The organism is Mycobacterium sp. ACS4331, from assembly GCF_001667265.1.
Taxonomy (GTDB): domain Bacteria; phylum Actinomycetota; class Actinomycetes; order Mycobacteriales; family Mycobacteriaceae; genus Mycobacterium.
On the sequence record NZ_LZHW01000013.1, the window covers coordinates 107,131 to 133,151 of the forward strand.

Here is a 26,021-nt window from a genome sequence, read left to right on the forward strand (position 1 = left end):
GTGGGGTCGGCGGCGCTGGCCGTCGCGAGCCTGTTCATCCTGCATCGCCCGCAGAGAGGCCTGCTCATCCTGGCGGCGCTCACGCCGTTGAACGGCCTGCTGATCATCCTGCCCGACGCTGCCCCGGCATGGTGGAAGGAGGCCCTGCTGCTGGTGACCGTCGCCGCGGCAGTGACCAGGAGCGGGTTGCGGGCACCGGCGCGGCTCAACGTGCCGTGGTGGCCTGCGATCGCTGTGCTCGTCGTGATCGGCTGTGTCTCAGCGGTTCTCACCCACGGCAGCCTGGGTTGGATCCCCATCAAGATCACCTTCTGCTACCTGCTGGTCGTCGTGGCCCTGTGGTTCGCACCGCTGTCGGCGGCGGACCGCGACCGCCTGGTCACGGTGATCATGGTGGGCGGGACGCTCAACGCGCTCTGGGGTGTCGCCCAACAGGTTCTCGGCGCGGAGTTCCTGTTGGGCCTCGGTTATGAGTACGGCCAGCAGGTTCGGTTCGCAGGGGACTCGCTGCGGAGCTTCGGCACATTCGTCCAACCGTTCGGCTACGGGCTCTTCCTGATGCTGACGATCCTCATCGGGGTCGCCGTCGCACTCGACGATCCGCGAAGACGACGCAATCAGGTCTTCCTGTGGCTGCTGCCCGTCCTTGTCGCGGGCCTCGCGGCGTCGGTGGTACGGGCCAGTTTCGTCGGCCTGGCGGTCGGGCTTCTGTGGATTGGCGTGCTCAGACACCGGAAACTGCTGGCCGCGGCGGCCGCCGCCGCGGTGGTGGCCGTGCCCGCGGTGCTGGTGTTCGCACCGCGCGGGGCGCTGGCGACGGTGTTCTCCCCGGACAGCTTCAGTACGAGGGCACAGGGGTGGGGGGTCACCTGGTCGCTCATTCTGGATCGTCCGCTCGGCGCGGGCCTGGGTTCGGCCGGATCGGCCGCGCAGAAGATCGTCACCGACGCCCTGCAACTGCCGGAGAGCTTCGCCACCCGAATCGACGGCGCGGTCGCGTACTCGATCGGGCTGCCCTATCAGCCCGACAACTACTACATGAAAATGCTCATCGAACTGGGTCCTCTCGGCCTGTGGTTCTTCGTCATGTTCCTGGTCGCCGCGGCCGTCTCGACCCTTCACGTCGCCCGCTCCGCAGCGCGGCCGGCCGACGCCGGTCTGGCCGTCGGGGTGGGTGCGCTGCGCGCCGCCGCCGCGGTGGCCTCGCTGGTCTCGACCTATCTCGAGATCTTCCCGATGGACTACTTCACGTGGCTGCTGCTCGGCGCGGTGGGCTGTATTCCGCTGAGCTCCAGTGCTGAGGGCTCCGCCGCCGTCGGCGAATCCGCGCCCCGCGAGGTGGCCCGGTGAGTCCGCAGCGGCGCCGGCTTCGGACTTCGGTGACGGTGTGCCACCTGGCGATCCTGATCGCCTCGACGCTGTTGCTCACCGACACCGTGGTTCCGGTTTCGCAGGCCGATCCGGTGAACTGCGCCGCTCCGGGAGAGGACATCGGCGTGGCCGGAGGCGCAGAACTCATGAGACTGTCCGATGCCGAGTTGGCCCGGGAACTGGACCTCATGCGGGCGGCCGGCGTTCGCAGAATCCGGGTGGGCGCCGAATGGTCGACGGTGGAACGTGTTGAAGGCCAGCAGGACTGGAGTCAGACCGACCGGGTCGTCGACGCGGCGCTGGAGCGCGGCATGCAGGTGCTCGGCGTGGTGCTGTCCTCGCCGAGTTGGGCTGTGGACCCCACCGCGCGTGGCGATCAGTGGGCGCTGCCCGCCGACCCCGCCACCTTCGGGCGATTCGCGGGCGACGCCGCTGCGCACTACGCGGGCCGGATCACCGCATGGGAGATCTGGAACGAGCCCAACATCCCCACCTTCGCGCGTCCGAAACCGGACGTCGCGGCGTACGCGGCGATGCTTTCGGCGGCCGCTGAGCACATCCGGGGCCGGGTGCCTGGCGTCACGCTCATCACGGCCGGACTCGCGCCGGCCGGGGACGACGGACAGAGCATCGCGCCGACGACATTCCTCGAGCAGCTGTATCGCGTCGGCGACCGCAGCGCCTGGGATGCCGTCGGCATGCATCCGTACACCTATCCGGCACTTCCGGATTCGCCGGGCACCGCCGATTGGAATGCCTTCCAGCGGATTTCGCTGATGCGGGGCATCATGGAGGACCACGGCGACGGGGCCAAGAGGATCTGGCTCACCGAGTTCGGTGCGCCGACGGGCGGGCAGAGCGATGCCGCGGTCTCGGAGGCTGACCAGGCACGAGCGATCAGACAGGCGATCGAGCGGATCCGGTCGGCGACGTACTTCGGCCCGATCTTCATCCACCAGACGCGCGACCGCGGCGCCGACCCCGACGACGTCGAGGACCATTTCGGGCTTCTGCGGCTGGACTTCTCGGAGAAGCCGGCCTACCACCTGGTGTCCGAGATGACGCGGAGGTGCCAGGTGCCGTGACCGAACCGCGCATCGCGATCGTGCACGAGCGATTCACCGAGATCGCGGGATCAGAACACGTCGTCGAGCAGCTCTGGCTGACCTGGCCGCACGCCAGCGTGCACGTCCCGATAGCACGGGGGTCTGCTGTGCCGCAGGGTCTTCCGTGCACTCCGGAGGCCACCCGGCTCAACGCCGCCTACCGCATGCTCGGGAGCTACGCCCCGCTCGCGCCCCTGCTGCCGCGGGCCTTCCGCACCATGGACCTGCGCCGGGCCGACGTGGTGGTCGTGAGCCATCACGCGTTCGCGGTTCAGGCCGCGCTGGCCACCGCGGCGCCGGTCATCGCCTACGTGCACAGCCCTGCCCGGTGGGCCTGGGATCCGACGCTGCGCGCGCAGGAGGCCGGCGGTGCCGCGGGCGCGATGATGCTCGCAGGACTGGCCCGGATCGCGCGGCGCGGTGAACTGGCCGCAGCCGGGCGGCTGACGAGTATCGTCGCCAATTCGACCGCCGTCGCCGACCGGATTCAGCGGTGGTGGGGACGCGAGTCAGTGGTGGTTCCGCCTCCCGTCGACACCGCGGGCTTCACCCCGGACCCGTCGATCGCGCGCGAGGACTTCTTCCTTCTCGCAGGACGCCTCGTGCCCTACAAGCGTCCCGATCTGGCGATCCGGGCCGCGCGTTCGGCAGGAGTGCGATTGGTGGTCGTCGGCGACGGGCGCGCCATGAACGCCTGCCGTGCGCTCGCGGGACCCGACACCGTCTTCCTCGGGCGGGTGCCGCACGCGCAACTGCTCGACCTGTACCGCCGCGCGCGGGCGCTGCTCATGCCCGGCGTGGAGGATTTCGGGATCGTGCCCGTCGAGGCCATGGCCACCGGGACACCCGTCATCGCACTGGGCGCGGGGGGCGCGGTGGACACCGTCATCCCGGGACGGACCGGTGTGCTGGTGGCCGACGGTGACGACGACGGCGTGGTCGAGCGGTTTGCGGTGACGATGGCGCAGTTCGACCCGAGAGCCTACGACCCGGGACAGGTGCGCGCCTGGGCCGAGGGTTTCTCGCGGCAGCGGTTCCGCGAGCGCATGGCGGCTGTGCTCAACGACGTCACGTCACGGGTGGTCTGAAAACCGCATTCCGCACATTCATTGAAAAGTGCTTGAATCCCCGTTCCGGGATCGCTGCGCCGTGGGCATGTGGGATCAGTGTCGAACAGAGTGGATCAACAGTTATGAATAGTTAGCTGGAGAACAACTGTCTGGCCTGCATTTAATTGCTTACGCATGTATTACAGCGAATATGCATACACGACAATTTGTGACATCGATCACTACGTGTTTGCTGCCGTGGACCGCCTCTCAGGTGCGTGTAAGTATTAGCTGAATCTGTCACAGCGAATGAAAGCGCCTCCTCTCATGGCTGCTCTTCCTCCTGACGTCCCGATCTGGGGGGCCGATCCTGTGGGGACATTTCCCACCCAGAGAGTGCGACAGCAGCTCACGACCGCGACCTCGGGCTCGGGCGAGGCGCGCACGTGGCAGGTCACTCATCGCCGACGTGTCGTGGCCGTCGACGCGGTCGTGGTGATCGCCGCGGTCGCACTGGCGCAGGTGGGCCGATTCCATGTCCTGGGCACCGAACACTCCGGCCACGTGAGCTGGCAGCGCGCGACGGTTCTGTCGGTGGCCCTGGCCGGCACATGGCTCATCACCCTGGGGGTGCTGCAGTCGCGCGACGTCTCGCTGATCGGTGTGGGTGGCGAGGAGTACCGGCGCGTGGTCTCGGCCACCGGGTGGGTCTTCGGCGTCACAGCCGTCGCCAGTCTGATTCTGCAGACCCAGCTTTCGCGCGGATACCTGTTGATCGCGCTTCCGGTCGGACTGATCGGTCTGCTCATCGGTCGAAAGCTGTTGCGCCACGACCTCGCTCGCCGCCGCGCCGGTGGGCAGTTCATCACGCGAGTCCTCGTGCTCGGCAAGCCCGAACAGGTTCGTGTTCTGTGCACCAGCCTGGTCCGGTCCAAGGACTGCGGGTACACGGCCGTCGGCGTCTGCATCCCGGGTTACGACGGTGGCCCCGGCAGAGATCTGGTGACCGAGTCCGGAGCGCTGCCGGTGCTGGGGGACGAGGATTCGGTGGAGGTCGCGTTGCGCCTCACCGGCGCCGACACGCTGGCCGTCACCGCCGTGGAGCATCTCGGGCACGAGAAGATGCGCCAGCTGGCGTGGCGGTTGGACTCCCTGGGGGTCGACATCATCGTCGTCCCGGGCATGACCGACATCGCCGGTCCACGGCTGAAGGTGCGCCCGATCGACAACCTGCCGTTGTTCCACATCGAACGACCCCGCCGCGACGGTCCGTCGATGTACGGCAAGCGCGTCTTCGATCTGGTGTTCGGCGCCGCGGCCCTGTCGGTCGTGCTTCCGCTGCTGGCGGCCACCGCACTCGCGATCAAACTCGAGGACGGCGGCCCGGTGTTCTTCCGCCAACTGCGAGTGGGCCAGCACGGCAGGCGGTTTCGGATCATCAAGTTCCGCAGCATGGTTGTCGACGCCGAGGCCAGAAAGGCCTCCGAGCGGGGCGCCACGGGCTCCGGTGGGTCTGACGCGGTGTTCTTCAAATCGGCCTCGGACTCGAGGATCACCCGCGTGGGCCGGGTCATCCGCACGACCAGCGTCGATGAACTGCCGCAGCTGTTCAACGTCCTGGCCGGATCGATGAGCATCGTCGGCCCGCGTCCGCTGGTCCCCGGGGAGGGGGAGACGGTGGAGCACTTCGTCCAACGCCGGGCCCTGGTGAAGCCGGGCATCACCGGGTTGTGGCAGGTGTCGGGGCGCTCCGACGTCTCGGATGAGGAGCGCATCCGGCTTGACCACTCCTACGTCGACAACTGGTCCTGGGTGCAGGACCTGCGGATCGTGTGGCAGACCGTGCGGGCCGTGCTGACCCGCGACGGTGCTTGTTAAGGCCTGCCGGTCCCCGCAGTACTCTGCGGAGCGTGGACCTCAGTGATCGCCCCGCCCTGGACGCCGACACGGTTCGGGCCCGGATCGTCGGGCCGGACAAGCTGTGGCGCCGATTCGACGTCGTGACCGAGACCGGATCGACGAACGCGGATCTGCTGGCCCGGGCCAGAGCGGGGCAGGACATCGCCGGGGCGGTGTTGGCGGCCGAACATCAGACCGCGGGCCGCGGCCGCAACGGCCGGCAGTGGTCAACCCCGCCGCGATCGCAGGTCGCGGTGTCGGTGGGGGTGGACCCCGCGGGCGTGCCGTCCTCGGCGTGGGGTCTGCTGCCGCTCGCGACCGGGGTGGCCGTCGTCGACGCGGTGGCCGCCGTCACCGGCATCGAGGTGAAACTCAAGTGGCCCAACGACGTTCTCGCCGAGACCGGGAAACTCGCCGGAATCCTGGCCGAGGTGGCTTCACCGGCGCCCATCGTGGTGATCGGCACTGGAATCAACGTGACGCTGTCCGCCGACGAGGTGCCCGATCCGGTCGCGGCCTCGCTGTCCATGCTGGGAGCCTCGGCCGTCGACCGCACGGCACTGCTGATCGAATTCCTCGCTCAACTCGCCGGCCGGGTCCGGTCATGGCGGGACGCCGAGGGGGCCGACGAGGAGCTGCTCGCCGACTACCGGCGCCGCAGTGCGACGCTGGGAACCGAGGTCAAGGCGCTGCTGCCCGGCGATCAGCAGGTGGTCGGGCGCGCCGTCGACGTCGACGAGTTCGGCCGGCTGCTGATCGACACGGCGGGAGAGCGGATCACCGTGGCTGCCGGGGACGTGACACACCTGCGGCCCGCTCGGCACTGATCCCGCTTGGCGTCGACGTCGCGGTGTCAGCGGGCGGCGGGGCGTTGAGGTGCTGGAAGCCCAGCACGAAACACACCGCGGCGATCAACGCCCAGAGGCTGCCCAGTGCCCAGTCCCAGCTGTCCGTGCCGGTCGCGACCACCAGCAGGTACACCGCGACCGCGACCAGCGGATAGCCCAGGGTGACGTAGAAGCGGGCCAGCGAATTGGTTCGCCAGTTGGGGTGGCGGCGGTTCCTGAGATGCCAGCCGCCGAGGGCCAGGACGAGGGCTATGCCCACCCCGGTCATCGTGTGCCCCATGAGAGCCCCTCGGTGTCGGCTGCGGAAACCGGTCCTGGCAAACCCTGGGGCCGGTGTGCTGAGGGATTCTACTCTGCACCCAGCAATCCGCGGGCACGTGCGCTCACTGGGCGAATCTGGCCGTATTCTTAGTCTTCACCGGGCCGAGGCGAGCGTGTTGGTCCGCGTCCAGCGAACTCACAGAAATCTGGTGACCTTCTCGGTCTGCGCACGGCGCTCCCGGGTGGCCGCGTCCTCGTTGGCCACCTGCACCAGGGAGGCGCCGGAGGCCAGGACCGCCACCAGGTTGCGCAGCAGGTCTTCTGGGGTGGCCCAGCCGTGCGTCGACAGAACCCGATCCGCGCCGCTGAGGCCGAGCGTCGCAGCCTGCGCGCGCGCCTCGGCCAGCACCTCGTCGACCGTGCGACCGGCCAACGCCGGGCCCGGAACCCGTTCGGGCACAATCTGGTCGCCCTGGGCGCGCACCGCCGTCGCGTAGTCGGTGAGGCCAACCGGAAGATCCGCGACCGGTTTGCCGAACGCGTCCAGCGACAGCACCGCGATCTCGCCCATGCCCACGGCCTCCTCGGCCTCAAGGAGGCGGTCGGCGGTGCACAGCGCGACGTCCGCCGGACCCGTCAACGTCACCTGCGCGCCGATCCACCAGGCTCCGAGCAGCACCGCGGCGGTCTGCCAGTGCGCGGGCAGCAGCACGGCGACCGTCGTCGAGGGGTCGGCGCCGAGTTCGTCGCGCAGCAGGTTGGCGGTCTTGGCGGCCCAGTTGGCCAGTGTCACCGTCGACAGCTCAATGCGCTCACCGGTGGCATCGTCGTAATAGGTGATGCGGGGTCCCGCGGGGTTGTCCCGCATCAGGGGGTCAAGGATCTCGTCCGTCAGGGTCGGCACCGGTGTCCTCGGCTCAGTTGACGCACTGCGGGTCGTCGGAGCCCGCGGTGAGGATGGGTGAGGGCAGGGACTCCGACGTGGCCGCGGCGACCGGACTCGCGTCGCTGGTCTCGGGCGAGTAGCCCTCCAGCCCCGACCCGGGACCGGTGTAGTCGTAGGACAGCACGACCCGCACCGCCCCCTCGGGCACCGAACCGTCGGCGACGATCGGGAGGTTGCCCAGTTCCTTGGCGACGGCCTGTGCGCCGAGGTCGTCGACGGTGGCCGCCTGAACCTGGCTGTTGGGCACCTTCGGGCCCTCGTTGTTGCCGACGTTGCCGCCGGTGAAACCGCGGCTCGTCAGCACCTGCGAGACCGCGGCGGCCAGGCCGCCGACGTCGGAGTCGTTGATGACGTCGACCGTCGTCTTGTCGGGGGAGTAGGCGACCTCTTCGGTCTTGCCCTCGTCCTGGCCCTGCAGCAGGCTGTGCACCCATTCCTTGACGTTGTCGGGATCGATCCGGACCACGCTCTGCATGCCGTCATCGCTCCACCCGGCCTCATCGAGCACCGGGATGGTGGCGAACACGACGCTGCCCGCGGCCAGCTTCTGCAGCTGGTCGACGAAATTCATGATGTCCCAGCCCTCGGACAGCACCACCGAGCGCTGCACGGCCTCCTGCAGCCGGTTCAGCGTCGCGGGACTCGACAGCGTCTGGCTCGAGATCACCTGGTGGGCAAGCGAAGCCATCACCGCCTGCTGACGCACCACGCGGTCGAGGTCGCCGCGCGGAAGGTCATGCCGCTGGCGGACGAAGCTCAACGCCTGCGGCCCGTCCAGCTTCTGCCAGCCCGCAGGGAAGTCGGCACCTGAAAGAGGTTCGTACACCGCGTTTTTGAGGCAGACGTCGACTCCGCCGAGGGCGTCGGTGATCAGTGCGAATCCGAGCAGGCCGATTTCTGCGTAGTGGTCGACAGTCACGCCGGTCAGATGTGCCACGGTCTCGATCAGAGCCTCACGGCCGGCTTCGGTGCCGCGCTTCTCACCTTCGACGGGGTCCATGCCCTGGTTCTCGATGAGTTCCTTCATCGTGGCCAGCTTGGCGTCGCCGTACACGCCGTTGATCTTCATCTTGCCCTGGTGGTCGGGCAGCTCGACGTAGGTGTCGCGCGGGATGGAGATCGCGGTCGCGGACTTCCCGTTGTTGGGGATGCGGACCAGGATGATGGTGTCGGTGTTGGTCGCGACGTCGTCGCCCACCCGCAGGGTTGCCAACTCCTCGGCCGACAGCGGGTTGCCGTGCGCATCGGTGCGACTGTCGACGCCGACCAGCAGGATGTCGATCGCGCCGTCCTCACCGCCGCCGCCGAGCGCCGCGGTGCTGATGTGGTTGATCCCGCCCTCGAACGAGCGGATCTTGGCCCAGGCCACGCCCGTGCCGAGCACGATGGCGACGGCAATCACGGACGCGATGACGCGACTGACCCGGACTGGCATCAGCCCAGGCTACTTGCGGACACCGGCAGAGGCGGGTAGCCGGGGTCGGCGTGCCAGACTCTTCTGTTGTGTCGGAGCGGATCGTCATCACGGGTGCGGCAGGCCAGGTCGGCAGTTTCCTCGCGCGGCGCGCCGAGCGAGAGGGACGGCGGGTTCTGGCGTTGACCTCGGCGCAGTGGGACATCACCGATCCGTCCGCCGCGCCGGAACTGACCAGCGGCGATGTCGTGGTCAACTGCGCGGCCATGACCAACGTCGACGCCGCGGAGGGTGACCCGGACCGGGCCTTCGCGGTCAACGGCACCGGTGCGGGCCATGTCGCTCGGGCGTGCGCGCGGGCCGGCGCGCACGTGGTGCACATCTCCACCGACTACGTCTTCAGCGGTGACTTCGGCGACGCCGGCCCCAGGCCTTACGAACCGGACGACGTCACGTCTCCGCTGTCGGTCTACGGCCACAGCAAGCTCGCCGGAGAGCACGCGGTGCTCGAGGCGGCGCCCACGGCGACGGTGGTTCGGACGTCGTGGGTGTACACCGGCGCCGACGGGTCGGATTTCGCGGCGGTGATGGCGCGGCGGGCGCGGGCCGGCGAGGGCGCAGAGGTGGTCGACGATCAGACCGGCTCGCCGACCTACACCGGGGACCTGGTGACGGCCCTGCTGCAGATTGTCGATGACGGTCTCGAGGGCTGTGTGCTGCACGCGGCCAATGGGGGCGCGGCCAGTCGATACGAGCAGGCCCGCGCGGTCTACGCCGCGGTGGGGGCCGACCCCGATCTGGTCCGGCCGGTGAGCACCGACCGGTTCCCACGGCCTGCGGCGCGACCCACCTATTCGGCGCTGGGCTCGCGGCTGTCCACCGCGGCCGGGCTCGCGGCGCTGCGGCCCTGGCCAGACGCCGTGGATCAGGCTCTCGCCGAGGCATGACCCCTCGCCAGCTACCCTTTCTGCCGTGACCGACGAACTGCCCGTGGTGACGGTGACCTATTCACCGGGTGCGCATCTCGAGCGGTTCCTGTCGTCGTTGACCGTGGCCACCGACCGACCCGTGCAGGTCGTGATCGCCGACAACGGTTCGGACGACGGGGCCCCCGAGGCCGCCGTCGAGCGCTACCCCAATGCGCGCCTGCTGCGCACAGGCGGGAACCTGGGCTACGGCACCGCGGTCAACCGTGGAGTCACGGAGGTCGGCCCGGATGCCGGTGAGTTCATCGTGATCGCCAACCCGGATGTGGTGTGGTCGCCGGGCAGCATCGACAGCTTGATCGAGGTCGCGCGACGCTGGCCGCGAGCCGGCGCGGTGGGGCCGCTGATCCGGGACCCCGACGGCTCGGTGTACCCGTCGGCACGGCACCTGCCCAGCATCATCAGGGGCGGTATGCACGCCGTGGTCGGACCGTTCTGGAAGAACAACCCGTGGACGGCCGCCTACCGGCAGGACCACGAGACGCCCAGCGAACGCGCGGTCGGCTGGCTGTCGGGGTCGTGCCTTCTGGTGCGCCGGTCGGCGTTCGAGGACATCGGCGGCTTCGACGAGCGCTACTTCATGTACATGGAGGACGTCGACCTCGGTGACCGCCTGGGCCGGGCCGGATGGCTCAACGTCTACGCGCCGTCGGCGGAGATTCTGCACGCCAAGGGACACTCGACGGGGCGGGATCCGGCCCGGAATCTCGCGGCGCACCACGACAGCACCTGGACCTATCTCTCGGACCGGCACACCGGTCTGCGCAATGCGCCACTGCGGTGGGCGATGCGCAGCGCGCTCACCGTACGATCAGGGCTCGTCGTGCGCCGCTCACGGCGGGAGATGAGGAGGCGGAAGACATGAGCGACTTCGATCCCAAGAAGGTGGATGCCGTCGTCCTCGTCGGTGGTAAGGGCACCCGGCTCCGGCCGCTGACGCTGTCGATGCCCAAACCGATGCTGCCCACCGCGGGCCTGCCGTTCCTGACCCACCTGCTGTCGCGGATCGCGGCGGCCGGCATCGAACACGTGGTGCTGGGCACGTCCTACAAGGCCGCGGTGTTCGAGAATGAGTTCGGTGACGGGTCCAAGCTGGGCCTGCAGATCGAGTACGTCTTCGAACCCGAACCCCTGGGCACCGGCGGCGGCATCGCGAACGTCGCCGACAAGCTGCGCCACGACACCGCGGTGGTGTTCAACGGCGACGTGCTGTCGGGTGCGGATCTCGGTGAGCTGCTGCGGTTCCACCACAACCACGACGCGCAGGTGTCGATGCACCTTGTGCGAGTCAGTGATCCGCGTGCGTTCGGGTCCGTGCCGACCGACGCCGAGGGCCGGGTCACGGCCTTCCTCGAGAAGACCGACGATCCGCCCACCGACCAGATCAACGCGGGATGTTACGTTTTCGACCGCGACATCATCGACCGCATCCCGCGCGGACGCGAGGTCTCGGTGGAGCGGGAGGTCTTCCCGGCCCTGCTCACCGACGACGTCAAGATCTGCGGTTACGTCGACGCCTCGTACTGGCGCGACATGGGCACGCCGGAGGATTTCGTCCGCGGCTCCTCGGACCTGGTCCGCGGGCTGGCGCCCTCGCCGGCACTTCTCGGCCAGCGGGGGGAGAGCCTTGTGCACGACGGTGCTTCGGTGGCGCCGGGTGCGGTGCTGGTGGGCGGGACCGTCGTGGGCCGTGGTGCCGAGATCGGCCCCGGTGTGCGACTCGACGGTGCGGTGATCTTCGACGGCGCCCGGGTCGAGGCGGGGTCGATGATCGAACGGTCGATCGTCGGCTTCGGCGCGCATATCGGTCCGCGGGCGTTGATCCGTGACGGTGTGATCGGCGACGGCGCGGTCATCGGAGCGCGGTGTGAACTGCTGCGCGGTGCCCGGGTGTGGCCCGGGGTCGTGTTGCCGGACTGCGGGATTCGCTACTCGAGCGACGTCTAGTCTTTCCCGCGACCGCTCGCGGGCTCAGTTCTGAAAATGTGCGGATCTGCAGTGTTTTTCGTTGAAACACCGGCAATTCCGCACAAATCAGCCCAGCGCACGGGCGTGGGCGACGAGCTGTGCCAGGGCGTCATCGGTGCCGGACGGCAGTGCGGCCACGGGCCACCACCGCAGATCCAGTGACTCGGCGCTGATCGCCGGAGTGGCACCGGCCGGGGCGTAGGCGGTGAACTGCATGTCCAGGTGCCTGGTCGGCACGCCCAGCGAACATGTCAGCGGATGGACATGCAGCGCCGTGAGATTCGGATCGATGTCCAGGCCCGGCATACCGGACTCCTCGGTGCCCTCGCGCAGTGCGGCCGCGACGATGTCGGTGTCGGTGTCCTCACAGTGCCCGCCCAACTGGACCCACCGTCCCAGCCGGGGATGCAGAGTGAGCAGCACGTGCTCGCGGGTGTGGTCCAGTACCGCCACCGAGGCCGTGATGTGCCCGGGCGCACACGCCCGCCGGCACGCGTCCTCCCGCGCCTCCACGAACGCGAGCACGGCGTGCCGCAGGGCGTCCTGCGCGGGATCGGGTGCGGCCCAGTCGGAGAGCGTCGCGATCACGGACTCGCGAAGTGTCACCGCAGCACCAGCAGGTCGGCGGTGGGCACGGGATCGCGGGGCCCAGGCGGCTCCTCGTCGGGGTGGTGACCGATCGCGATGGCACCCAAGGGCTCCCAGTCCGCGGGCAGGTCGAGTTCTGCGCGCACGTCGTCGGCCGCGAAGATCGTCGAACCGATCCAACAGCTTCCGACCCCACGCACCGCCAGGGCGACGAGCAGCCCCTGCACGGCCGCACCGACCGCGACAGTGAACATGGTGTGCTCGGCGGCGGTGCGGGCCTCGTCCGGGTAGGCGTGTGCCCCCTCGGGGACCATGAACGGGATGACGACTTCGGGTGCGTCATAGAGGATCTGACCGCGGGCCACGCGGCGTTCGACGGACTCGGCGTCCCTGCCGTCGGCCGCCAGATCCGCGCGCCAGCGCTGACGGAGCCGGTCCAGCAGCGCGGTTCGACGGGTGTTGTCTCGAAGCCAGACGAAGCGCACCGGTCGCGTGTGATGCGGCGCCGGAGCGGTGAGCGCCTCGGCGACGGCGCTCTCGATGAGGTCGGGATCCACCGGGTCGGCGGCGAACCTGCGCACCGAACGTCGCAGCAGCTGGGCCTGGCGGCGGCCCAGATCGATCGCCTCGGCCGTCCCGAGCCAGAACAGATCCTCCTCGCCCGCCCGCACCAGCCGGCGCCCCGTGGAACCGTCGTCGGCGAGATTGAGGCCGCGCACCACGGCGACCGGGATCGCGGTCAGCTTGCCCTTCACCAGGTCCGCCGCCGCGGCCACCTCGTCGGCGACGGCAACCTCGGTGACCAGAAGCTCATTGCCGTGGGTGTCCTCGGCGCCGGCATACCCGTACAGCACCGACAGGCCCGCGGCGCCGATGGCGACATCGGTCTGGCCGTTGCGCCACGCTCGGCCCATGGTGTCGGTGATGACCACGCCGACGGTGACGCCCAGGCGTTCGCTCAGCGCGGTGCGCAGCCGCGCCGCGCTCGCGTCGGGGTCGACCGGCAGGAGGGCCAGCTCGTCGCTGCCGATGTTCGAACCGTCCACGCCCGCGGCCGCCTGGACCAGCCCGTAGGCGTTCTCCGTGATGAGGGTGCGGCCCTTGCGTGCCAGCACACGCACAGCCTCGGCGTCGATGAGCCTGCGCCGCAGGGCGTCCCGCTCGTCGGGATCCGTGGGGGCGGGCACGATGCGGCCCTCGCACTTCGAGACCACCTTGCTGGTGACGACCACGATGTCGCCGTCGCGCAGCCAGGAGGCCGAGGCCGCGATCGCCCCCGCGAGGTCGTCGCCCGGACGGAAGTCGGGAAGGTCTGAGACGGGCAGGATCTCGACGGCGGCGGCGGCTCCGTGCTCGACGGTCACGGCGCGTCCACTCCGACGAGTTCCAGGCCCGCGCGGACCATCTGCGCGGTGGCGTCGGGATCGGTCATCAGCAGCGGGACCGAGCGCACGGCGACTCCGTCGAGCGCCGCGTGGTCGCCGTCGTGCACCAGCCAGCCGTCGAGGACACCCGTGCCGGAACGGGCGCCGTAGTGCTCTCCGACGGCCTGCGAGGTGGACTCGACCCCGATCACCGAGAGGCATTCGTCTGCCATGCCGCGCAACGGCTTTCCGCCGATGATGGGGGAGTACCCGACGACGGGTGCGGACGTGGAACGCAACGCGCCGCGGACACCGGGGATCGCGAGGATCGCGCCGATGCTCACGACGGGGTTGGACGGCGCCAGGAACACCACGTCGGCATCGTTGATGGCCGCGGTGACGGCGGGGGTCGCGGTGGCCTTCTCCGCGCCGACGAACGCAAAGCTGTGGGTGGGCACCTTGGCCCGGTGGCGCACCCACCACTCCTGGAAGTGGATGGCGCGCCGATCCCCGGACTCCGGATCGGTGATCACCACGTGGGTCTCGCAGCGGTCGTCGGAGGCCGGGAGCAGGCGCGCACCGGGCTGCCAGCGCACGCACAGCGCTTCGGTGACGTCGGAGAGTGGATACCCGGCGCGCAGCATCTGGCTGCGCACCAGGTGGGTCGCGAGGTCGCGGTCGCCCAGGCCGAACCAGTCGGGCTGCACGCCATAGGCCGCCAGCTCCTCCTTGGCGTTCCAGGTCTCGTCGCGGTGCCCCCAGCCCCGCTCGGGGTCGATGCCGCCGCCGAGGGTGTACATGCAGGTGTCGAGGTCCGGGCAGATTCGCACGCCGTGCATCCAGGCGTCGTCGCCGATGTTGACCACCGCGGTGAGCTCATGAGCCGGCGGTTGGCCGCCCGCAAACTGCCCCAAGCCCAGCAATCGCTGAACGCCCAACAGGAAGCGGGCGCCGCCCACTCCGCCGACCAGTACGGTGATCCTCACATCGAACGAGACTAGGCGGTGCACCCGAGCTGGCGCCCAACTGGTGTGCGCCGATCGACACGCAGAAATCTCAGTGCGATTACTCACACGACACGCCCAGGCAACGCCACGCCGAATTCTCGGAAATTGGTGCTATGAATTTCGACCACAGCGCTTGACCCCAGCAGCTAACGCGTGTCTAATCACATCAGTGTCATTTCTAGGTTGGCCGGCCGGTTCCGGTGTCGCAGACCGAGATTCGATCGTATGTTCGAATGGGATGGCCACAGAACAATACTGGGCGACATTTCACGAATTCACGAACCAAAGGTGAGGAGGCGGAACATGTCCTTTGAGCACCTTTACGGCTCACTGGGAAGTGCACCGCACACCATTACGGACTCGGTCTCGGTGGGCGCGGCAGGCCGTCCTCACTTGAGTTTGGTGCCAGACGATTTCGGCCCGGCGTCGGCAACTGAGGACGATGACTGGCAGGAGCGGGCGCTCTGCGCGCAGACGGATCCGGAGGCCTTCTTCCCGGAGAAGGGCGGATCCACCCGTGAAGCCAAGCGCATCTGCCTGGGCTGCGAGGTGCGCGATGCGTGCCTGGAATACGCGTTGGCCAACGACGAACGGTTCGGCATCTGGGGCGGTCTGTCCGAGCGTGAGCGCCGCCGCCTCAAGCGCGGCATCATCTAGCTAACTTTCTGAGGTCGGCCCGCGGTTCGCGGGTCGACAGGGGGTCGGTTTCCGCTCGCCCGTCTCGGCACGAATCCCGCTGTGGCCACTCACATCGGCGGGAGTGACGCCGGAGGCGGGCGTTTCGCTGTGCGTGCCGACCAGCGACCGGTGGCGGCGGGCTCAGTCCTCGTCGAACGTCGGGTCGATGACCGAGGGTTCGACGCCGAGATAGGTGGCCACCTGGGCCACCAGAATCTCATGCAACACGTCGCCGAGTTCCGTGGTGTCCTTGGCGCGACGTTCGATGGGCTTGCGGAACAACACAATTCGCGCGCGAGTGGCGTTTCCGCGGACGTCGACACCGGCGGGCATCAGGCGCGCCAGCGCGATCGGACCGTCGGCGATGACCTCGGGCGGGAACTGTACGTTCTCGGGATCGCGCGGTGAGATGCGGGGAATCTCGTCGACCGCGATGTCCAACGCCGTCAGGCGCTCCTGCCAACTGCGTTCGATGGGTTCGTAGGCTTCGAGCACGGCCATGTCGAAGCGTTCGGCGCGGCTGCGCCATCCCGGAACCGTCGGGGGCAGCAACGGGCCGCGCACCTCCCGGCCGTGCCGCGTCGACCGTCGGCGCGACCGGTCACGCCCAGATCTGCGGGAATCGGCCATCGGCTGATCGTATCGGGCGCTGCGGAGGGGGCCAGGTAACGGTTCGGCAGCGCCGCGTCGTGTGCGCGTGTCCGACGCGACCGAACGGAATCCGCACGATAGCCTCACGGAGTGAATGTTCCCCGTCGCTGCTGCCGGCCCGGGTGCCCCCATTATGCGGTGGCGACGTTGACGTTCGTCTATGCCGATTCGACCGCCGTGGTGGGGCCGCTGGCCACCGTGCGCGAGCCGCACTCGTGGGATCTGTGCGTCTCCCACGCCGGGCGCATCACCGCGCCGCGGGGGTGGGAGCTGGTCCGGCATTCGGGCCCGCTGCCCGCGCAGCCCGATTTTCCCGATGAGGACGACCTGGTGGCCTTGGCCGACGCTGTCCGTGAAGGACGCGAGGCCCCGGCCCGGACGGTGCCCGTCGCAGGGTTCTCCGAGCCCGCCGGACACCAGCCCGCGGCGCAGTCCAGCGCGGTCCTCGCTCCGCCTCCGCACCGCGCGACAGGCGTCGGACGCCGGCGCGGACACCTGCGCGTTCTGCCGGATCCCAGCGACTGAGTCGCGCGGCCCGCACGCGATTCGACAGCGGCCTCGGACGGCGCGGCGACCGCTAGGCTGGCAGACACGTTCTCGTTGTGGTTGGCGGCGTCACGGCCGTCGTGTTCTGTCAGGAGTTCTTCATGTCGGGTCACCCCGGTTTCGCCGCAGACGCGGTCAACAGCGTCATCAAGGCGTACGACGTTCGGGGCCTGGTGGGGGAGCAGCTGACCGCGCCGTTCGTGGCCGCGGTCGGCGCGGCATTCGCGCGGTTGGTGCGGGATGACTCGACGCAGGTCGTGATCGGGTACGACATGCGGGAGAGTTCGCCCGAGTTGGCGGCGGCGTTCGCCGACGGAGTCACCGAACAGGGGCTCGACGTGGTGCGGATCGGCCTGGCGTCCACTGATCAGCTCTACTTTGCCTCCGGGCTGCTGGACTGTCCGGGCGCGATGTTCACCGCGAGCCACAACCCGGCCGCCTACAACGGGATCAAACTGTGCCGTGCCGGGGCCAAGCCCGTCGGGCAGGACACCGGGCTCGCCGCCATCCGTGACGACGTCATCGCCGGTGTGCCGAGCCACAACGGACCGGCGGGAACGGTGTCGGACCGCGACGTGCTCGCCGACTACAGCGCGTTCCTGCGCTCGATCGTCGACGTCACCGGGCTGCGGAACCTGCGGGTGGCGGTGGACGCGGGCAACGGTATGGCGGGACACACCGTGCCGGCTGTGCTCGAGGCGATCGATGCGCTCACGGTGCTGCCGCTGTACTTCGAACTCGACGGCACATTCCCCAATCACGAGGCCAACCCCCTGGACCCGGCGAACCTGGTCGATCTGCAGAACTTCGTCGTCGCCGAGCGTGCCGACATCGGCCTGGCGTTCGACGGGGATGCGGATCGGTGCTTCGTCGTCGACGAACGGGGCCGACCGGTGTCGCCCTCGGCGGTCACGGCCCTGGTGGCCGCGGGTGAGCTCACTCGCGAGATCGGCGCCACGGTCATCCACAACCTGATCACGTCGCGGGCGGTGCCCGAACTGATCGTCGAACGCGGTGGCACGCCGGTGCGTTCGCGCGTCGGTCACTCCTACATCAAGGCCCTGATGGCCGAGACCGGGGCGATCTTCGGTGGCGAACACTCGGCCCACTACTATTTCCGCGACTTCTGGGGCGCCGACTCTGGAATGCTTGCAGCACTGTATGTCCTTGCCGCGCTTGGTCGTTCAGATCGCCCCCTATCGGAGCTGACCGCTGACTATCAGCGCTACGAAGCCTCCGGCGAGATCAACTTCACCGTCCGCGATGCACCCGCCTGCGTCGAGGCGGTGCTCACGGCGTTCGGAACGCGCATCCAGTCGATCGACCATCTCGACGGTGTGACAGTCGATCTCGGCGAGGGAGCCTGGTTCAACCTGCGCACCTCCAACACCGAACCGCTGCTGCGGCTCAATGTCGAGGCCCGCACGGCCGACGAGGTCGCCGCGATCGTCAGCGACGTGGATGCGCAGATCGCCGTACTCGAGTCGCCGGCTGAGGCGGTCCCGTGAACGCCACCCGCTCCTCCGTCGACCTCGACGACGCGGCGGGCCTGATCGCCGCCGACCGCGACGGCCTGCTGCGCGCGGCGTCGATGGCGGGCGCTCAGGTGCGGGCCACTGCCGCGGCCGTCGACGAGGGCGTGCTGGATGCGCTGCACGGCGACCGCCCCCGCTCACTGATCTGGGTGTCGGGCCGCGGCACCGCCGAGTCGGCGGGGGTGATGCTCGCGGCCATCCTCTCCGGTGTCGCCGCCGAACCGATCGTGCCTGCCGCCGAGGTGCCGCAGTGGATCGGGCCACTCGATGTGCTGGTGGTCGCCGGTGACGACCCCGCGGACCCGGTGCTGGTCACCGCGGCGGCCACGGGCGTGCGCCGCGGTGCCCGGGTCGTCGTCGTCGCGCCCGCGGAGGGGCCGCTTCGGGATGCGTCCGCCGGGCGTGCGGTGGCGTTGCCCCCGCGGGTCTGGGTGCCCGACGGGTTCGGCCTGTGCCGTTATCTGGCCGCGGGCCTGGCCATCGCCCAGGCCGTCGACCCCGGCGTGCGCGTCGACCTCGCGGGGCTCGCCGACGACCTCGACGCCGAGGCGCTGCGCAACAGCGCCGCGCGCGAGGTCTTCACCAACGCCGCGAAGTCGCTCGCGGACCGGATCGGCGACCGCGGCGCCGCGTTCGTGGGGGACAGCCCCGCGGTGCTGGCCCTGGCCCGCCATGCCGCTTCGTTCTTCCTGCGGCTCACCGGGCAGCCGGTGGCCGCCGGTGGACTGGCGGACGGCCTGGTGGCGTTGCGCTCGGCGGCGGAGACGGGCGGCGGGGCCGACCCGGTCGACGCCCTGTTCCACGACGAGGAGCTCGACGGACCGCTGCCCGCGCGCCTGCGGGTCGTGGCGCTGGCCCTGGCCACCGAGCGGGCGGCGGTGGCCGCCCGGGTCGCCGGATTCGACGATGTCGACGTCGTCGGTGCGCAGGACGTGCCGGACCTGGCCGGCGACCCCACGGCCCTGTCGCACGGCCGGCCCGAACAGCAGTTGGCTACGCTCGCTGTGCGGCTGGAGATGGCAGCCGTGTATCTGCGTCTGGTGAGGGGCTGAGGACACCGGATGGAGACTGAACAGACACAGGGGATCGACTAGTGGACCTGCTGCGTGGGGCGGTACGGACATACGCCTGGGGATCGAGAACCGCGATCGCGGATTTCACGGGACGGCCGGTGCCGGCACCTCATCCCGAGGCCGAACTCTGGTTGGGTGCGCATCCGGCCGATCCGGCCTGGGTGCAGACGCCCGACGGTGAGCACAGCCTGTTGGACGCGGTCCGTGCGGACCCGGAGGGGCAGCTCGGCCCGGCGGTTCGAGCCCGCTTCGGCGATGTGCTGCCGTTCCTGGTCAAGGTGCTGGCCGCCGACGAACCGCTGTCGCTGCAGGCACATCCGAGCACCGAGCAGGCCGTCGAGGGGTTCGCCCGCGAGGACCGGTTGGGTGTTCCGCTCAACTCCCCGGTGCGCAACTACCGCGATCGAAGCCACAAACCGGAGATCCTGATCGCCCTCGAGCCCTTCGATGCGATGGCCGGGTTCCGGCCGGTCGCCCAGACCGTGGAACTGCTGCGCGCTCTGGGCGTCTCCGAGCTCGACCCGTACGCCGCGCTGCTGTCGGGCGGTGCCGAGTCTGACGGCCTGCGCGCGCTGTTCACCACCTGGATCACGCTGCCGCAGCCTGAACTCGACGTCCTGGTGCCCGCTGTCCTCGAGGGTGCGATCAACTACGTCCAGTCGGGCGCACCGGAGTTCGCCGCCGAGGCCAGAACGATCCTGGAACTCGGCGAACGCTATCCCGGCGACGCCGGGGTGCTGGCGGCCCTGCTGCTGAACTGCGTGCACCTCGAACCGGGCGAGGCCATCTATCTGCCGGCGGGCAATCTGCACAGCTACCTGCAGGGTGTGGGCGTGGAGGTGATGGCCAACTCCGACAACGTGCTTCGCGGTGGACTGACTCCCAAACACGTCGACGTCCCGGAACTGCTGCGCGTGCTGAACTTCACCCCGGCAACTGCCGACGATCTGCACCCTCGGATCGAGCAGGAGGGGATCGAGCGCAGCTACCTGACTCCGGCCGCCGAGTTCGCGGTGTCGGTCCTGCATCTCGAGGGCGCCGACCTCGGACATGAGGTGGATGCACCGTGTGCGCACGAAGGCCCGCAGATCCTCATCTGTTCACACGGCGATGTGGACGTGGTCGCCAAGTCTGGCCAGTTGAGGCTCGAACGCGGTTCTGCGGCGTGGGTTCCGGCGGACGAGGGACCCATCCGGCTGGTTGCCGACCGCACCGCGACGCTGTTCCGGGCGACGGTCGGGATCTAGCCGGCTTCGGTGACCGCGACGGGCGCGCCTGCGCGCCCACCGCGGCGTTCGGCGAGCCATGCGCGCATGTTGTGCCGCACCGCCCGCCCCACCAGTCGCGGTGACGGGCGCAGGTAGAGGCTGTCGAGCAGGCTGGTGCGGCGCAGGAACCATTCGGCGAGAACAGGATCGGTCTCCGCCGCGCCGAGGAACTGGTCGAACAGTCCGAACATGGGGCCGTACCAGCGCGGGTGCTCACCCTCGGCGTTGTGGCCGACGTAATCGGCGACGGCGTTCATGGTCCACACCGGGAACGTGCTTCGCGCGGTGCTGCGCGCCAGTTTGGTGACCACGTCGCCGCCGCCCTCGAGCACTGACCGCAGGTTGGCGGCCTGGATGGCGGTCAGGGTGACGCCCTGCCCGTAGGTCGGATTCATGCTCGCGACCGCGTCGCCGAACGGGATGATGCCCTCGGGCATGCGGTCGAGTTTGTCGTAGCGGCGCCACCTGCTGGTGGGGTAGCGGTGAAAGTTCATCTCGCCCACGGGTTCTCCGGCGCGCAGCGCGGTGCTGATGTGTGCTGGCAGCAGCGCGTCCGCCAGATCGCGGATGCCGTCGAGGTCCTTGGGCGGCTCGGCCCTGCCCACGCCGAAGGCCGTCACGGTCCACACGCCGTCCTCGTGGAACAGCATGCCCATGCCGAGCGGTTGGTCGTGCCCGGCACTCATCAGGACCATCTTCTCGGACATCATGCCCTCGGGGATGCGCACCCGATGCGAGGCGTAGGTGACGCCGATCTTCACGGAGTCTTCGCGAGGGCGTTCGAAACCCCACTCCTGCAACCACACCGGGAGCCGGCTGCCGCGACCCGAGGCATCCACCACCAGATCGGCATCGACGGTCACGCCGTCGTCGAGCACGACACCGGTGACCCGACCGGCGGCCCGGTCGAATCGGGGATGGGCCACGCCACGGTTGACGAGTTCGACCCCGGGCAGCGCGGTGGCGCGGCGCCGGATCTGCCATTCCAGCTGAGCGCGGCTGGGGACGTAGGCGGTGTACGTCGACTCCAGGGTTCTGCCCGTGCCGAGCACGTGCCCGGCCGCCGAGAAGTGGATCGAGTCCGGATCGTTGCGCACGACGGGAACGCCGGCGGCCACCATCTCGTCGAGGATGCCGGGGAACAGCTTCTCGAGTTCCTCACCGCCGCGGGCCATCAGCAGGTGCACATGCTGACCCTGAGGGATCGCGCTGCGGTTGACCGGTTGGTCGGGCAGTTCGTCGCGTTCGAACAGCGTCACACGGTCGCAGTGGTCGGACAGGACACGGGCGGCGCACAGTCCGGCGACGCTCCCGCCGATGATCGCCGCATGCTTCGGCCGGAGTTTGGGAGTCCTGGTCATCGAACGCCACCGTAGTGGGTACATTGCCGAAACCGGCCCATATCGAGAGGTGACGATCCTGTGACGACGCGCTGGCGAACAAAGTCTGTCGAACAGTCGATCGCCGACACCGACGAACCGGGGACCCGGCTTCGCAAGGACCTGACGTGGTGGGATCTCACCGTTTTCGGCGTCTCGGTGGTCGTCGGCGCGGGCATATTCACGGTCACCGCGTCCACCGCTGGCAACATCGCGGGTCCGGCCATCTCCGTGTCGTTCCTCCTGGCCGCGGTGACGTGCGGGCTGGCGGCGCTGTGCTACGCCGAATTCGCCTCCACGCTGCCCGTCGCCGGCAGCGCGTACACGTTCTCGTACGCGACCTTCGGCGAGTTCATCGCGTGGATCATCGGATGGGATCTGATCCTCGAGTTCGCGATCGGGGCGGCCGTGGTGGCCAAGGGCTGGTCGTCCTATCTGGGCACGGTGTTCGGCTTCTCGGGCGGCGTCACGGCCGTGGGTCCGCTGGATGTGGACTGGGGTGCGCTGCTGATCGTGGCGATCGTCGCGACCCTGCTGGGACTGGGCACCAAGCTGTCGTCGAACTTCTCGGCCGCCATCACCGCGATCAAGGTCGCGGTCGTGCTGCTGGTCGTGGTGGTCGGGGCGTTCTACATCAAGGCCGCCAACTACACGCCGTTCATCCCGCCCGCCGAGTCAGGCGGTGAGTCCGGTTCGGGTGTCAACCAGTCCCTGTTCTCACTGCTGACCGGGGCCGAGGGCAGCCACTACGGCTGGTACGGCCTGTTGGCTGGTGCGTCGATCGTGTTCTTCGCCTTCATCGGCTTCGACGTCGTCGCGACGACCGCGGAGGAGACCAAGAACCCGCAGCGCGATGTGGCCCGCGGCATTCTGGCGACGCTGGCCATCGTGACCGTCTTCTACGTCGCGGTGTCGGTGGTGCTGACCGGCATGGTGTCCTACACCGAGCTGAAGTCGGGGGAGCACGGGCAGGCCAACCTGGCGACCGCGTTCGCCGCCAACGGCGTGGACTGGGCGGCCACGGTGATCTCGATCGGCGCGCTGGCGGGGTTGACCACCGTCGTCATGGTGCTGGTGCTCGGCCAGTCGCGGGTGATCTTCGCGATGTCGCGGGACGGCCTGCTGCCGCGGCAGCTGGCCAAGACCGGCCCGCACGGCACACCCGTGCGCATCACGGTGATCGTCGCGGTGCTGATCGCGGTGGCCGCCTCGGTGTTCCCCATCGACAAGCTCGAGGAGATGGTGAACGTCGGGACGCTGTTCGCGTTCGTGCTGGTGTCGGCGGGCGTGATTGTGCTGCGTCGGACGCGGCCCGATCTCAAGCGCGGGTTCCGGGTCCCGTGGGTGCCGCTGCTGCCGATCATCTCGATCGTGGCCTGCCTGTGGCTGATGCTGAATCTGACCGCCCTGACCTGGATCCGGTTCCTGATCTGGATGGCGCTTGGCGTGGTCATCTACTACGCCTACGGCCGCAGGCATTCGGTGTTGGGGCGGCGGGAGCGCGACGGCGCGCTGCCGTCGGACACCCCGTAAGGGGCCTGCGGCCCACCTCGTTGTCACCCGCTCACTGTGCGCGTGGTCGCGCGCTCGCGGGCCGATCAGGTTTACAAAACCATATCCAATGTCTAGACAGGCGACAAAAGGCCGCATATAGTCCAGGGGTAGCCGTGATCGCTCTCACAAGGAGGTGTCCCGTGACATCGCTGGAAGCCAACCCGGAAGTCTGGCGTGACAGGAAGCGTCACCTGTGGCTGATGGGCCTGATCGCCCCCACCGCGTTGTTCGTGATGCTGCCGCTGGTGTGGGCGCTCAACAGTGCGGGCTGGCACGTCGCGGCCACGATCCCGTTCTGGGTCGGCCCGATCCTGCTCTACATCCTGCTGCCACTGCTCGACCTGAAGTTCGGCCCCGACGGCCAGAACCCGCCGGAGGAGGTGATGGAGCGATTGGAGAACGACAGGTACTACCGGTACTGCACCTACGCCTACATCCCGTTCCAGTACGCCAGCGTGATCTTCGGCGCCTACCTGTTCACCGCATCGGACCTGGGTTGGCTGGGCTTCGACGGCGGGCTGAACTGGCCCACCAAGATCGGGCTGGCGCTCTCGGTCGGCGTGCTGGGCGGCATCGGCATCAACACCGCGCATGAACTCGGGCACAAGAAGGACGCGCTGGAGCGCTGGTTGTCGAAGATCACCCTGGCGCAGACCTGCTACGGCCACTTCTACATCGAGCACAACCGCGGGCACCACGTGCGCGTGGCCACCCCTGAGGATCCGGCGTCGGCGCGCTTCGGCGAAACGTTCTGGGAGTTCCTGCCGCGCAGTGTGTGGGGCAGCCTCACGTCGTCGTGGGAGTTGGAGGCCAAGCGACTGGAGCGGGCCGGCAAGCCGACGTGGCACTGGTCCAACGACGTGCTGAATGCGTGGGTGATGTCGGTGGTGCTCTACGGCGCGCTGATCGCGGTGTTCGGCCTGGCACTGATCCCGTACATCGTGATCTCGGCGGTCTTCGGATTCACACTGCTGGAGACCGTCAACTACCTCGAGCACTACGGCCTGCTGCGGCAGAAGACCGCGAGCGGGCGGTATGAGCGCTGCACCCCGGAGCACAGTTGGAACTCCGATCACATCGTGACCAACCTCTTCCTGTACCACCTGCAGCGGCACAGTGATCACCACGCCAATCCGACCCGGCGTTACCAGACGCTGCGCAGCATGGACGGCGCCCCGAACCTTCCGAGTGGATACGCCTCGATGATCGCCCTGACCTACTTCCCGCCACTGTGGCGCCGCGTCATGGATCACCGGGTGCTCGCGCACTACGACGGCGACCTCAGCCGGGTCAACATCCACCCGCGCATGCGCGACAAGGTCCTGGCGCGCTACGGGCGGTCCGAGGTGGCGGCATGACCAGTCACCGCTGCCCGGTCTGCGACTACGTCTACCACGAGGCCGAAGGCGCACCCCGGGAGGGCTTTCCGCCCGGCACGGCGTGGGAGGCCATTCCCGACGACTGGACCTGCCCCGACTGCGGGGTGCGCGAGAAGATCGATTTCGAGCCCGTGCAGAACAGGAACGAGGTGACCCAGTGAACGACTACAGGCTGTTCGTGTGCGTGCAGTGCGGATTCGAGTACGACGAGGCCAAGGGCTGGCCTGAGGACGGGATCGCGCCGGGAACCCGATGGGACGACATCCCCGACGACTGGAGCTGCCCGGACTGCGGGGCGGCCAAGTCCGACTTCGAGATGGTCGAAGTCGCCAGGCCGTGACACTGTGACGGCGCGGGGGCGAACCGAAAGGGCGCGACGTTGACTAGTCTCGCCCGGGTGAGCAGTGTTCCGCGCCAGCCCGGCGGCCGTCGGGAGGGTTCCGCGCGCGTCCCGTACGCCGAGGCCTCCCGTGGGCTGCTGCGCGATATGGTCCTCGATGCCATGCGTGATCTGCTGCTGACCAGCGACTGGTCATCGATCACGCTCTCCGACGTCGCCAAGGCCGCGGGGGTCAGTCGACAGACCATCTACAACGAGTTCGGTTCCCGCCAGGGCCTGGCCCAGGGGTACGCGCTGCGGCTCGCCGATCGCCTGGTCGACGCCGTCGGCGATGCGGTGGACAACAACGTCGGGCAGGTCAACACCGCCTTCCACGAGGGATTCCGCGCGTTCTTCACCGAATCCGCGGCCGACCCGCTGGTCATCTCCCTGCTCACGGGCGTGGCCAAGCCGGACCTGCTGCAGATCATCACCACCGACAGCGCACCGATCATCACGCGGGCCTCGGCGAAGCTGTCGGACATCTTCCTCAACAGCTGGATGGACACCTCGGAGGAGAACGCCGGAGTGCTGGCGCGCGCGATCGTGCGTCTGGCCCTGAGCTATGTCTCCATGCCGCCGGAGTCCGACCACGATGTCGCCGGAGATCTGGCACGGCTCATGACACCGTTCGCCGAGCGGTACGGTGTCATTCAGACCGATTGACCGTGCGTACGTGGTGGCCCGCGTGGCCTGGACCCCGGCGCGCGTCGGGGGCGGTCTAACGTGTAACCACGCTGAGCAACCGGACCTGTGAAGGAAACCATTCCGT

The 26,021-nt window shown here is 69.0% G+C and carries 26 protein-coding genes; 18 read left to right on the forward strand and 8 right to left on the reverse strand.

Annotated elements, in window-relative coordinates; genetic code table 11:
- The 5 genes from A5727_RS04225 to A5727_RS04245 all read left to right on the forward strand — a co-directional run bounded on the left by A5727_RS04225 (position 1) and on the right by A5727_RS04245 (position 6,252).
- Positions 1–1,350: an O-antigen ligase family protein gene (locus A5727_RS04225; protein ID WP_082949588.1), complete on the forward strand. Its 1,350-nt coding sequence runs from the start codon at positions 1–3 to the stop codon at positions 1,348–1,350.
- Positions 1,347–2,456, forward strand: a complete 1,110-nt coding sequence (locus A5727_RS04230; RefSeq protein ID WP_082949589.1) for a glycoside hydrolase 5 family protein — start codon at positions 1,347–1,349, stop codon at positions 2,454–2,456. Before A5727_RS04225 ends, A5727_RS04230 begins: the two co-directional genes overlap by 4 nt.
- Positions 2,453–3,565: a glycosyltransferase gene (locus A5727_RS04235; RefSeq protein WP_068244964.1), complete on the forward strand. Its 1,113-nt coding sequence runs from the start codon at positions 2,453–2,455 to the stop codon at positions 3,563–3,565. Before A5727_RS04230 ends, A5727_RS04235 begins: the two co-directional genes overlap by 4 nt.
- 357 nt (positions 3,566–3,922) lie before the next feature.
- Positions 3,923–5,404 (forward strand): sugar transferase, encoded by a 1,482-nt coding sequence (locus A5727_RS04240; protein ID WP_068244967.1) that lies wholly within the window; start codon positions 3,923–3,925, stop codon positions 5,402–5,404.
- A gap of 32 nt (positions 5,405–5,436) precedes the next feature.
- On the forward strand, positions 5,437–6,252 hold the full coding sequence (locus A5727_RS04245) for a biotin--[acetyl-CoA-carboxylase] ligase (protein WP_068244973.1): 816 nt from the start codon (positions 5,437–5,439) through the stop codon (positions 6,250–6,252).
- Here A5727_RS04245 and A5727_RS04250 read toward each other — a convergent pair.
- From A5727_RS04250 to A5727_RS04260, 3 genes are all read right to left on the reverse strand, one after another.
- Positions 6,203–6,553 carry a hypothetical protein gene (locus A5727_RS04250; protein ID WP_068244977.1) on the reverse strand — a complete coding sequence of 117 codons (351 nt, stop codon included), beginning with the start codon at positions 6,551–6,553 and terminating at the stop codon, positions 6,203–6,205. The two genes, A5727_RS04245 and A5727_RS04250, sit on opposite strands and share 50 nt — an antisense overlap.
- Positions 6,554–6,730: 177 nt before the next feature.
- A complete protein-coding gene (locus A5727_RS04255; RefSeq protein ID WP_068244980.1) occupies positions 6,731–7,438 on the reverse strand; it encodes a TIGR03089 family protein in 708 nt (235 codons plus the stop codon).
- 13 nt (positions 7,439–7,451) lie between these two features.
- A complete protein-coding gene (locus A5727_RS04260; RefSeq protein WP_068244982.1) occupies positions 7,452–8,915 on the reverse strand; it encodes an LCP family protein in 1,464 nt (487 codons plus the stop codon).
- A gap of 68 nt (positions 8,916–8,983) precedes the next feature.
- Here A5727_RS04260 and rfbD point away from each other — a divergent pair, with 68 nt between their 5' ends.
- Genes rfbD through manB form a run of 3 tightly spaced genes read left to right on the forward strand, consistent with a single transcriptional unit; the run spans position 8,984 to position 11,827 of the window.
- Positions 8,984–9,841, forward strand: a complete 858-nt coding sequence (gene rfbD / locus A5727_RS04265; protein ID WP_068244988.1) for a dTDP-4-dehydrorhamnose reductase — start codon at positions 8,984–8,986, stop codon at positions 9,839–9,841.
- Positions 9,842–9,866: 25 nt separating this feature from the next.
- Positions 9,867–10,745: a glycosyltransferase family 2 protein gene (locus A5727_RS04270; RefSeq protein WP_068244991.1), complete on the forward strand. Its 879-nt coding sequence runs from the start codon at positions 9,867–9,869 to the stop codon at positions 10,743–10,745.
- Positions 10,742–11,827 carry a mannose-1-phosphate guanylyltransferase gene (gene manB / locus A5727_RS04275; RefSeq protein ID WP_068244994.1) on the forward strand — a complete coding sequence of 362 codons (1,086 nt, stop codon included), beginning with the start codon at positions 10,742–10,744 and terminating at the stop codon, positions 11,825–11,827. Before A5727_RS04270 ends, manB begins: the two co-directional genes overlap by 4 nt.
- Positions 11,828–11,914: 87 nt before the next feature.
- Here the strand turns inward: manB and A5727_RS04280 are convergent, their stop codons facing one another.
- From A5727_RS04280 to cofD, 3 genes are read right to left on the reverse strand one after another with little or no spacing between them, the layout of a single operon-like run.
- Positions 11,915–12,454, reverse strand: a complete 540-nt coding sequence (locus A5727_RS04280) for an NUDIX hydrolase (protein ID WP_068244997.1) — start codon at positions 12,452–12,454, stop codon at positions 11,915–11,917.
- Positions 12,451–13,800, reverse strand: a complete 1,350-nt coding sequence (locus tag A5727_RS04285; RefSeq protein ID WP_068245000.1) for a coenzyme F420-0:L-glutamate ligase — start codon at positions 13,798–13,800, stop codon at positions 12,451–12,453. The genes A5727_RS04280 and A5727_RS04285 overlap by 4 nt, the downstream gene beginning before the upstream one ends.
- The gene (cofD, locus tag A5727_RS04290; RefSeq protein WP_068245003.1) at positions 13,797–14,786 is read right to left on the reverse strand and encodes a 2-phospho-L-lactate transferase; all 990 of its coding nucleotides are present in this window, start codon (positions 14,784–14,786) and stop codon (positions 13,797–13,799) included. Before cofD ends, A5727_RS04285 begins: the two co-directional genes overlap by 4 nt.
- Positions 14,787–15,209: 423 nt before the next feature.
- Between cofD and A5727_RS04295 the strand changes: the two genes are divergently transcribed.
- Complete coding sequence (locus A5727_RS04295) at positions 15,210–15,464, forward strand: WhiB family transcriptional regulator (protein WP_231991950.1); 255 nt, start codon at positions 15,210–15,212, stop codon at positions 15,462–15,464.
- Between the two features lie 162 nt (positions 15,465–15,626).
- Here the strand turns inward: A5727_RS04295 and A5727_RS04300 are convergent, their stop codons facing one another.
- A complete protein-coding gene (locus A5727_RS04300; protein ID WP_068245009.1) occupies positions 15,627–16,049 on the reverse strand; it encodes a metallopeptidase family protein in 423 nt (140 codons plus the stop codon).
- 177 nt (positions 16,050–16,226) lie between these two features.
- On the opposite strand from A5727_RS04300, the gene A5727_RS04305 reads away from it, so the two are divergent.
- The 4 genes from A5727_RS04305 to manA all read left to right on the forward strand — a co-directional run bounded on the left by A5727_RS04305 (position 16,227) and on the right by manA (position 20,537).
- Positions 16,227–16,661, forward strand: a complete 435-nt coding sequence (locus A5727_RS04305) for a DUF3499 domain-containing protein (RefSeq protein WP_082949591.1) — start codon at positions 16,227–16,229, stop codon at positions 16,659–16,661.
- A gap of 122 nt (positions 16,662–16,783) precedes the next feature.
- Entirely contained in the window at positions 16,784–18,190 is a 1,407-nt protein-coding gene (locus tag A5727_RS04310; protein WP_068245345.1) for a phosphomannomutase/phosphoglucomutase, read from the forward strand.
- On the forward strand, positions 18,187–19,269 hold the full coding sequence (locus tag A5727_RS04315) for a TobH protein (RefSeq protein ID WP_068245029.1): 1,083 nt from the start codon (positions 18,187–18,189) through the stop codon (positions 19,267–19,269). Before A5727_RS04310 ends, A5727_RS04315 begins: the two co-directional genes overlap by 4 nt.
- A 41-nt stretch (positions 19,270–19,310) precedes the next feature.
- Positions 19,311–20,537: a mannose-6-phosphate isomerase, class I gene (manA, locus tag A5727_RS04320; RefSeq protein ID WP_068245032.1), complete on the forward strand. Its 1,227-nt coding sequence runs from the start codon at positions 19,311–19,313 to the stop codon at positions 20,535–20,537.
- Here the strand turns inward: manA and A5727_RS04325 are convergent.
- Positions 20,534–21,919: an NAD(P)/FAD-dependent oxidoreductase gene (locus tag A5727_RS04325; RefSeq protein WP_068245034.1), complete on the reverse strand. Its 1,386-nt coding sequence runs from the start codon at positions 21,917–21,919 to the stop codon at positions 20,534–20,536. The genes manA and A5727_RS04325 overlap by 4 nt on opposite strands.
- A gap of 60 nt (positions 21,920–21,979) precedes the next feature.
- Between A5727_RS04325 and A5727_RS04330 the strand changes: the two genes are divergently transcribed.
- The 5 genes from A5727_RS04330 (at position 21,980) to alkX (ending at position 25,915) form a co-directional block, all read left to right on the forward strand.
- On the forward strand, positions 21,980–23,470 hold the full coding sequence (locus A5727_RS04330) for an amino acid permease (protein ID WP_068245037.1): 1,491 nt from the start codon (positions 21,980–21,982) through the stop codon (positions 23,468–23,470).
- A gap of 161 nt (positions 23,471–23,631) precedes the next feature.
- Positions 23,632–24,849: an alkane 1-monooxygenase gene (locus tag A5727_RS04335; RefSeq protein WP_068245046.1), complete on the forward strand. Its 1,218-nt coding sequence runs from the start codon at positions 23,632–23,634 to the stop codon at positions 24,847–24,849.
- Positions 24,846–25,031: a rubredoxin gene (locus A5727_RS04340; protein ID WP_068245049.1), complete on the forward strand. Its 186-nt coding sequence runs from the start codon at positions 24,846–24,848 to the stop codon at positions 25,029–25,031. Before A5727_RS04335 ends, A5727_RS04340 begins: the two co-directional genes overlap by 4 nt.
- Positions 25,028–25,210 carry a rubredoxin gene (locus A5727_RS04345; RefSeq protein ID WP_068245052.1) on the forward strand — a complete coding sequence of 61 codons (183 nt, stop codon included), beginning with the start codon at positions 25,028–25,030 and terminating at the stop codon, positions 25,208–25,210. The genes A5727_RS04340 and A5727_RS04345 overlap by 4 nt, the downstream gene beginning before the upstream one ends.
- 57 nt (positions 25,211–25,267) lie before the next feature.
- Positions 25,268–25,915 (forward strand): TetR family transcriptional regulator AlkX, encoded by a 648-nt coding sequence (gene alkX, locus A5727_RS04350; RefSeq protein ID WP_068245055.1) that lies wholly within the window; start codon positions 25,268–25,270, stop codon positions 25,913–25,915.
- Positions 25,916–26,021: the final 106 nt, after the last annotated feature.

Bases quoted from the DNA above. Each gene is read 5' to 3' on its own strand.
- manB (WP_068244994.1), top strand. From the start codon at position 10,742: ATGAGCGACTTCGATCCCAAGAAGGTGGATGCCGTCGTCCTCGTCGGT.
- A5727_RS04250 (WP_068244977.1), bottom strand. From the start codon at position 6,553: ATGGGGCACACGATGACCGGGGTGGGCATAGCCCTCGTCCTGGCCCTC.
- A5727_RS04325 (WP_068245034.1), bottom strand. From the start codon at position 21,919: ATGACCAGGACTCCCAAACTCCGGCCGAAGCATGCGGCGATCATCGGC.
- A5727_RS04260 (WP_068244982.1), bottom strand. From the start codon at position 8,915: ATGCCAGTCCGGGTCAGTCGCGTCATCGCGTCCGTGATTGCCGTCGCC.
- A5727_RS04310 (WP_068245345.1), top strand. From the start codon at position 16,784: ATGTCGGGTCACCCCGGTTTCGCCGCAGACGCGGTCAACAGCGTCATC.
- A5727_RS04340 (WP_068245049.1), top strand. From the start codon at position 24,846: ATGACCAGTCACCGCTGCCCGGTCTGCGACTACGTCTACCACGAGGCC.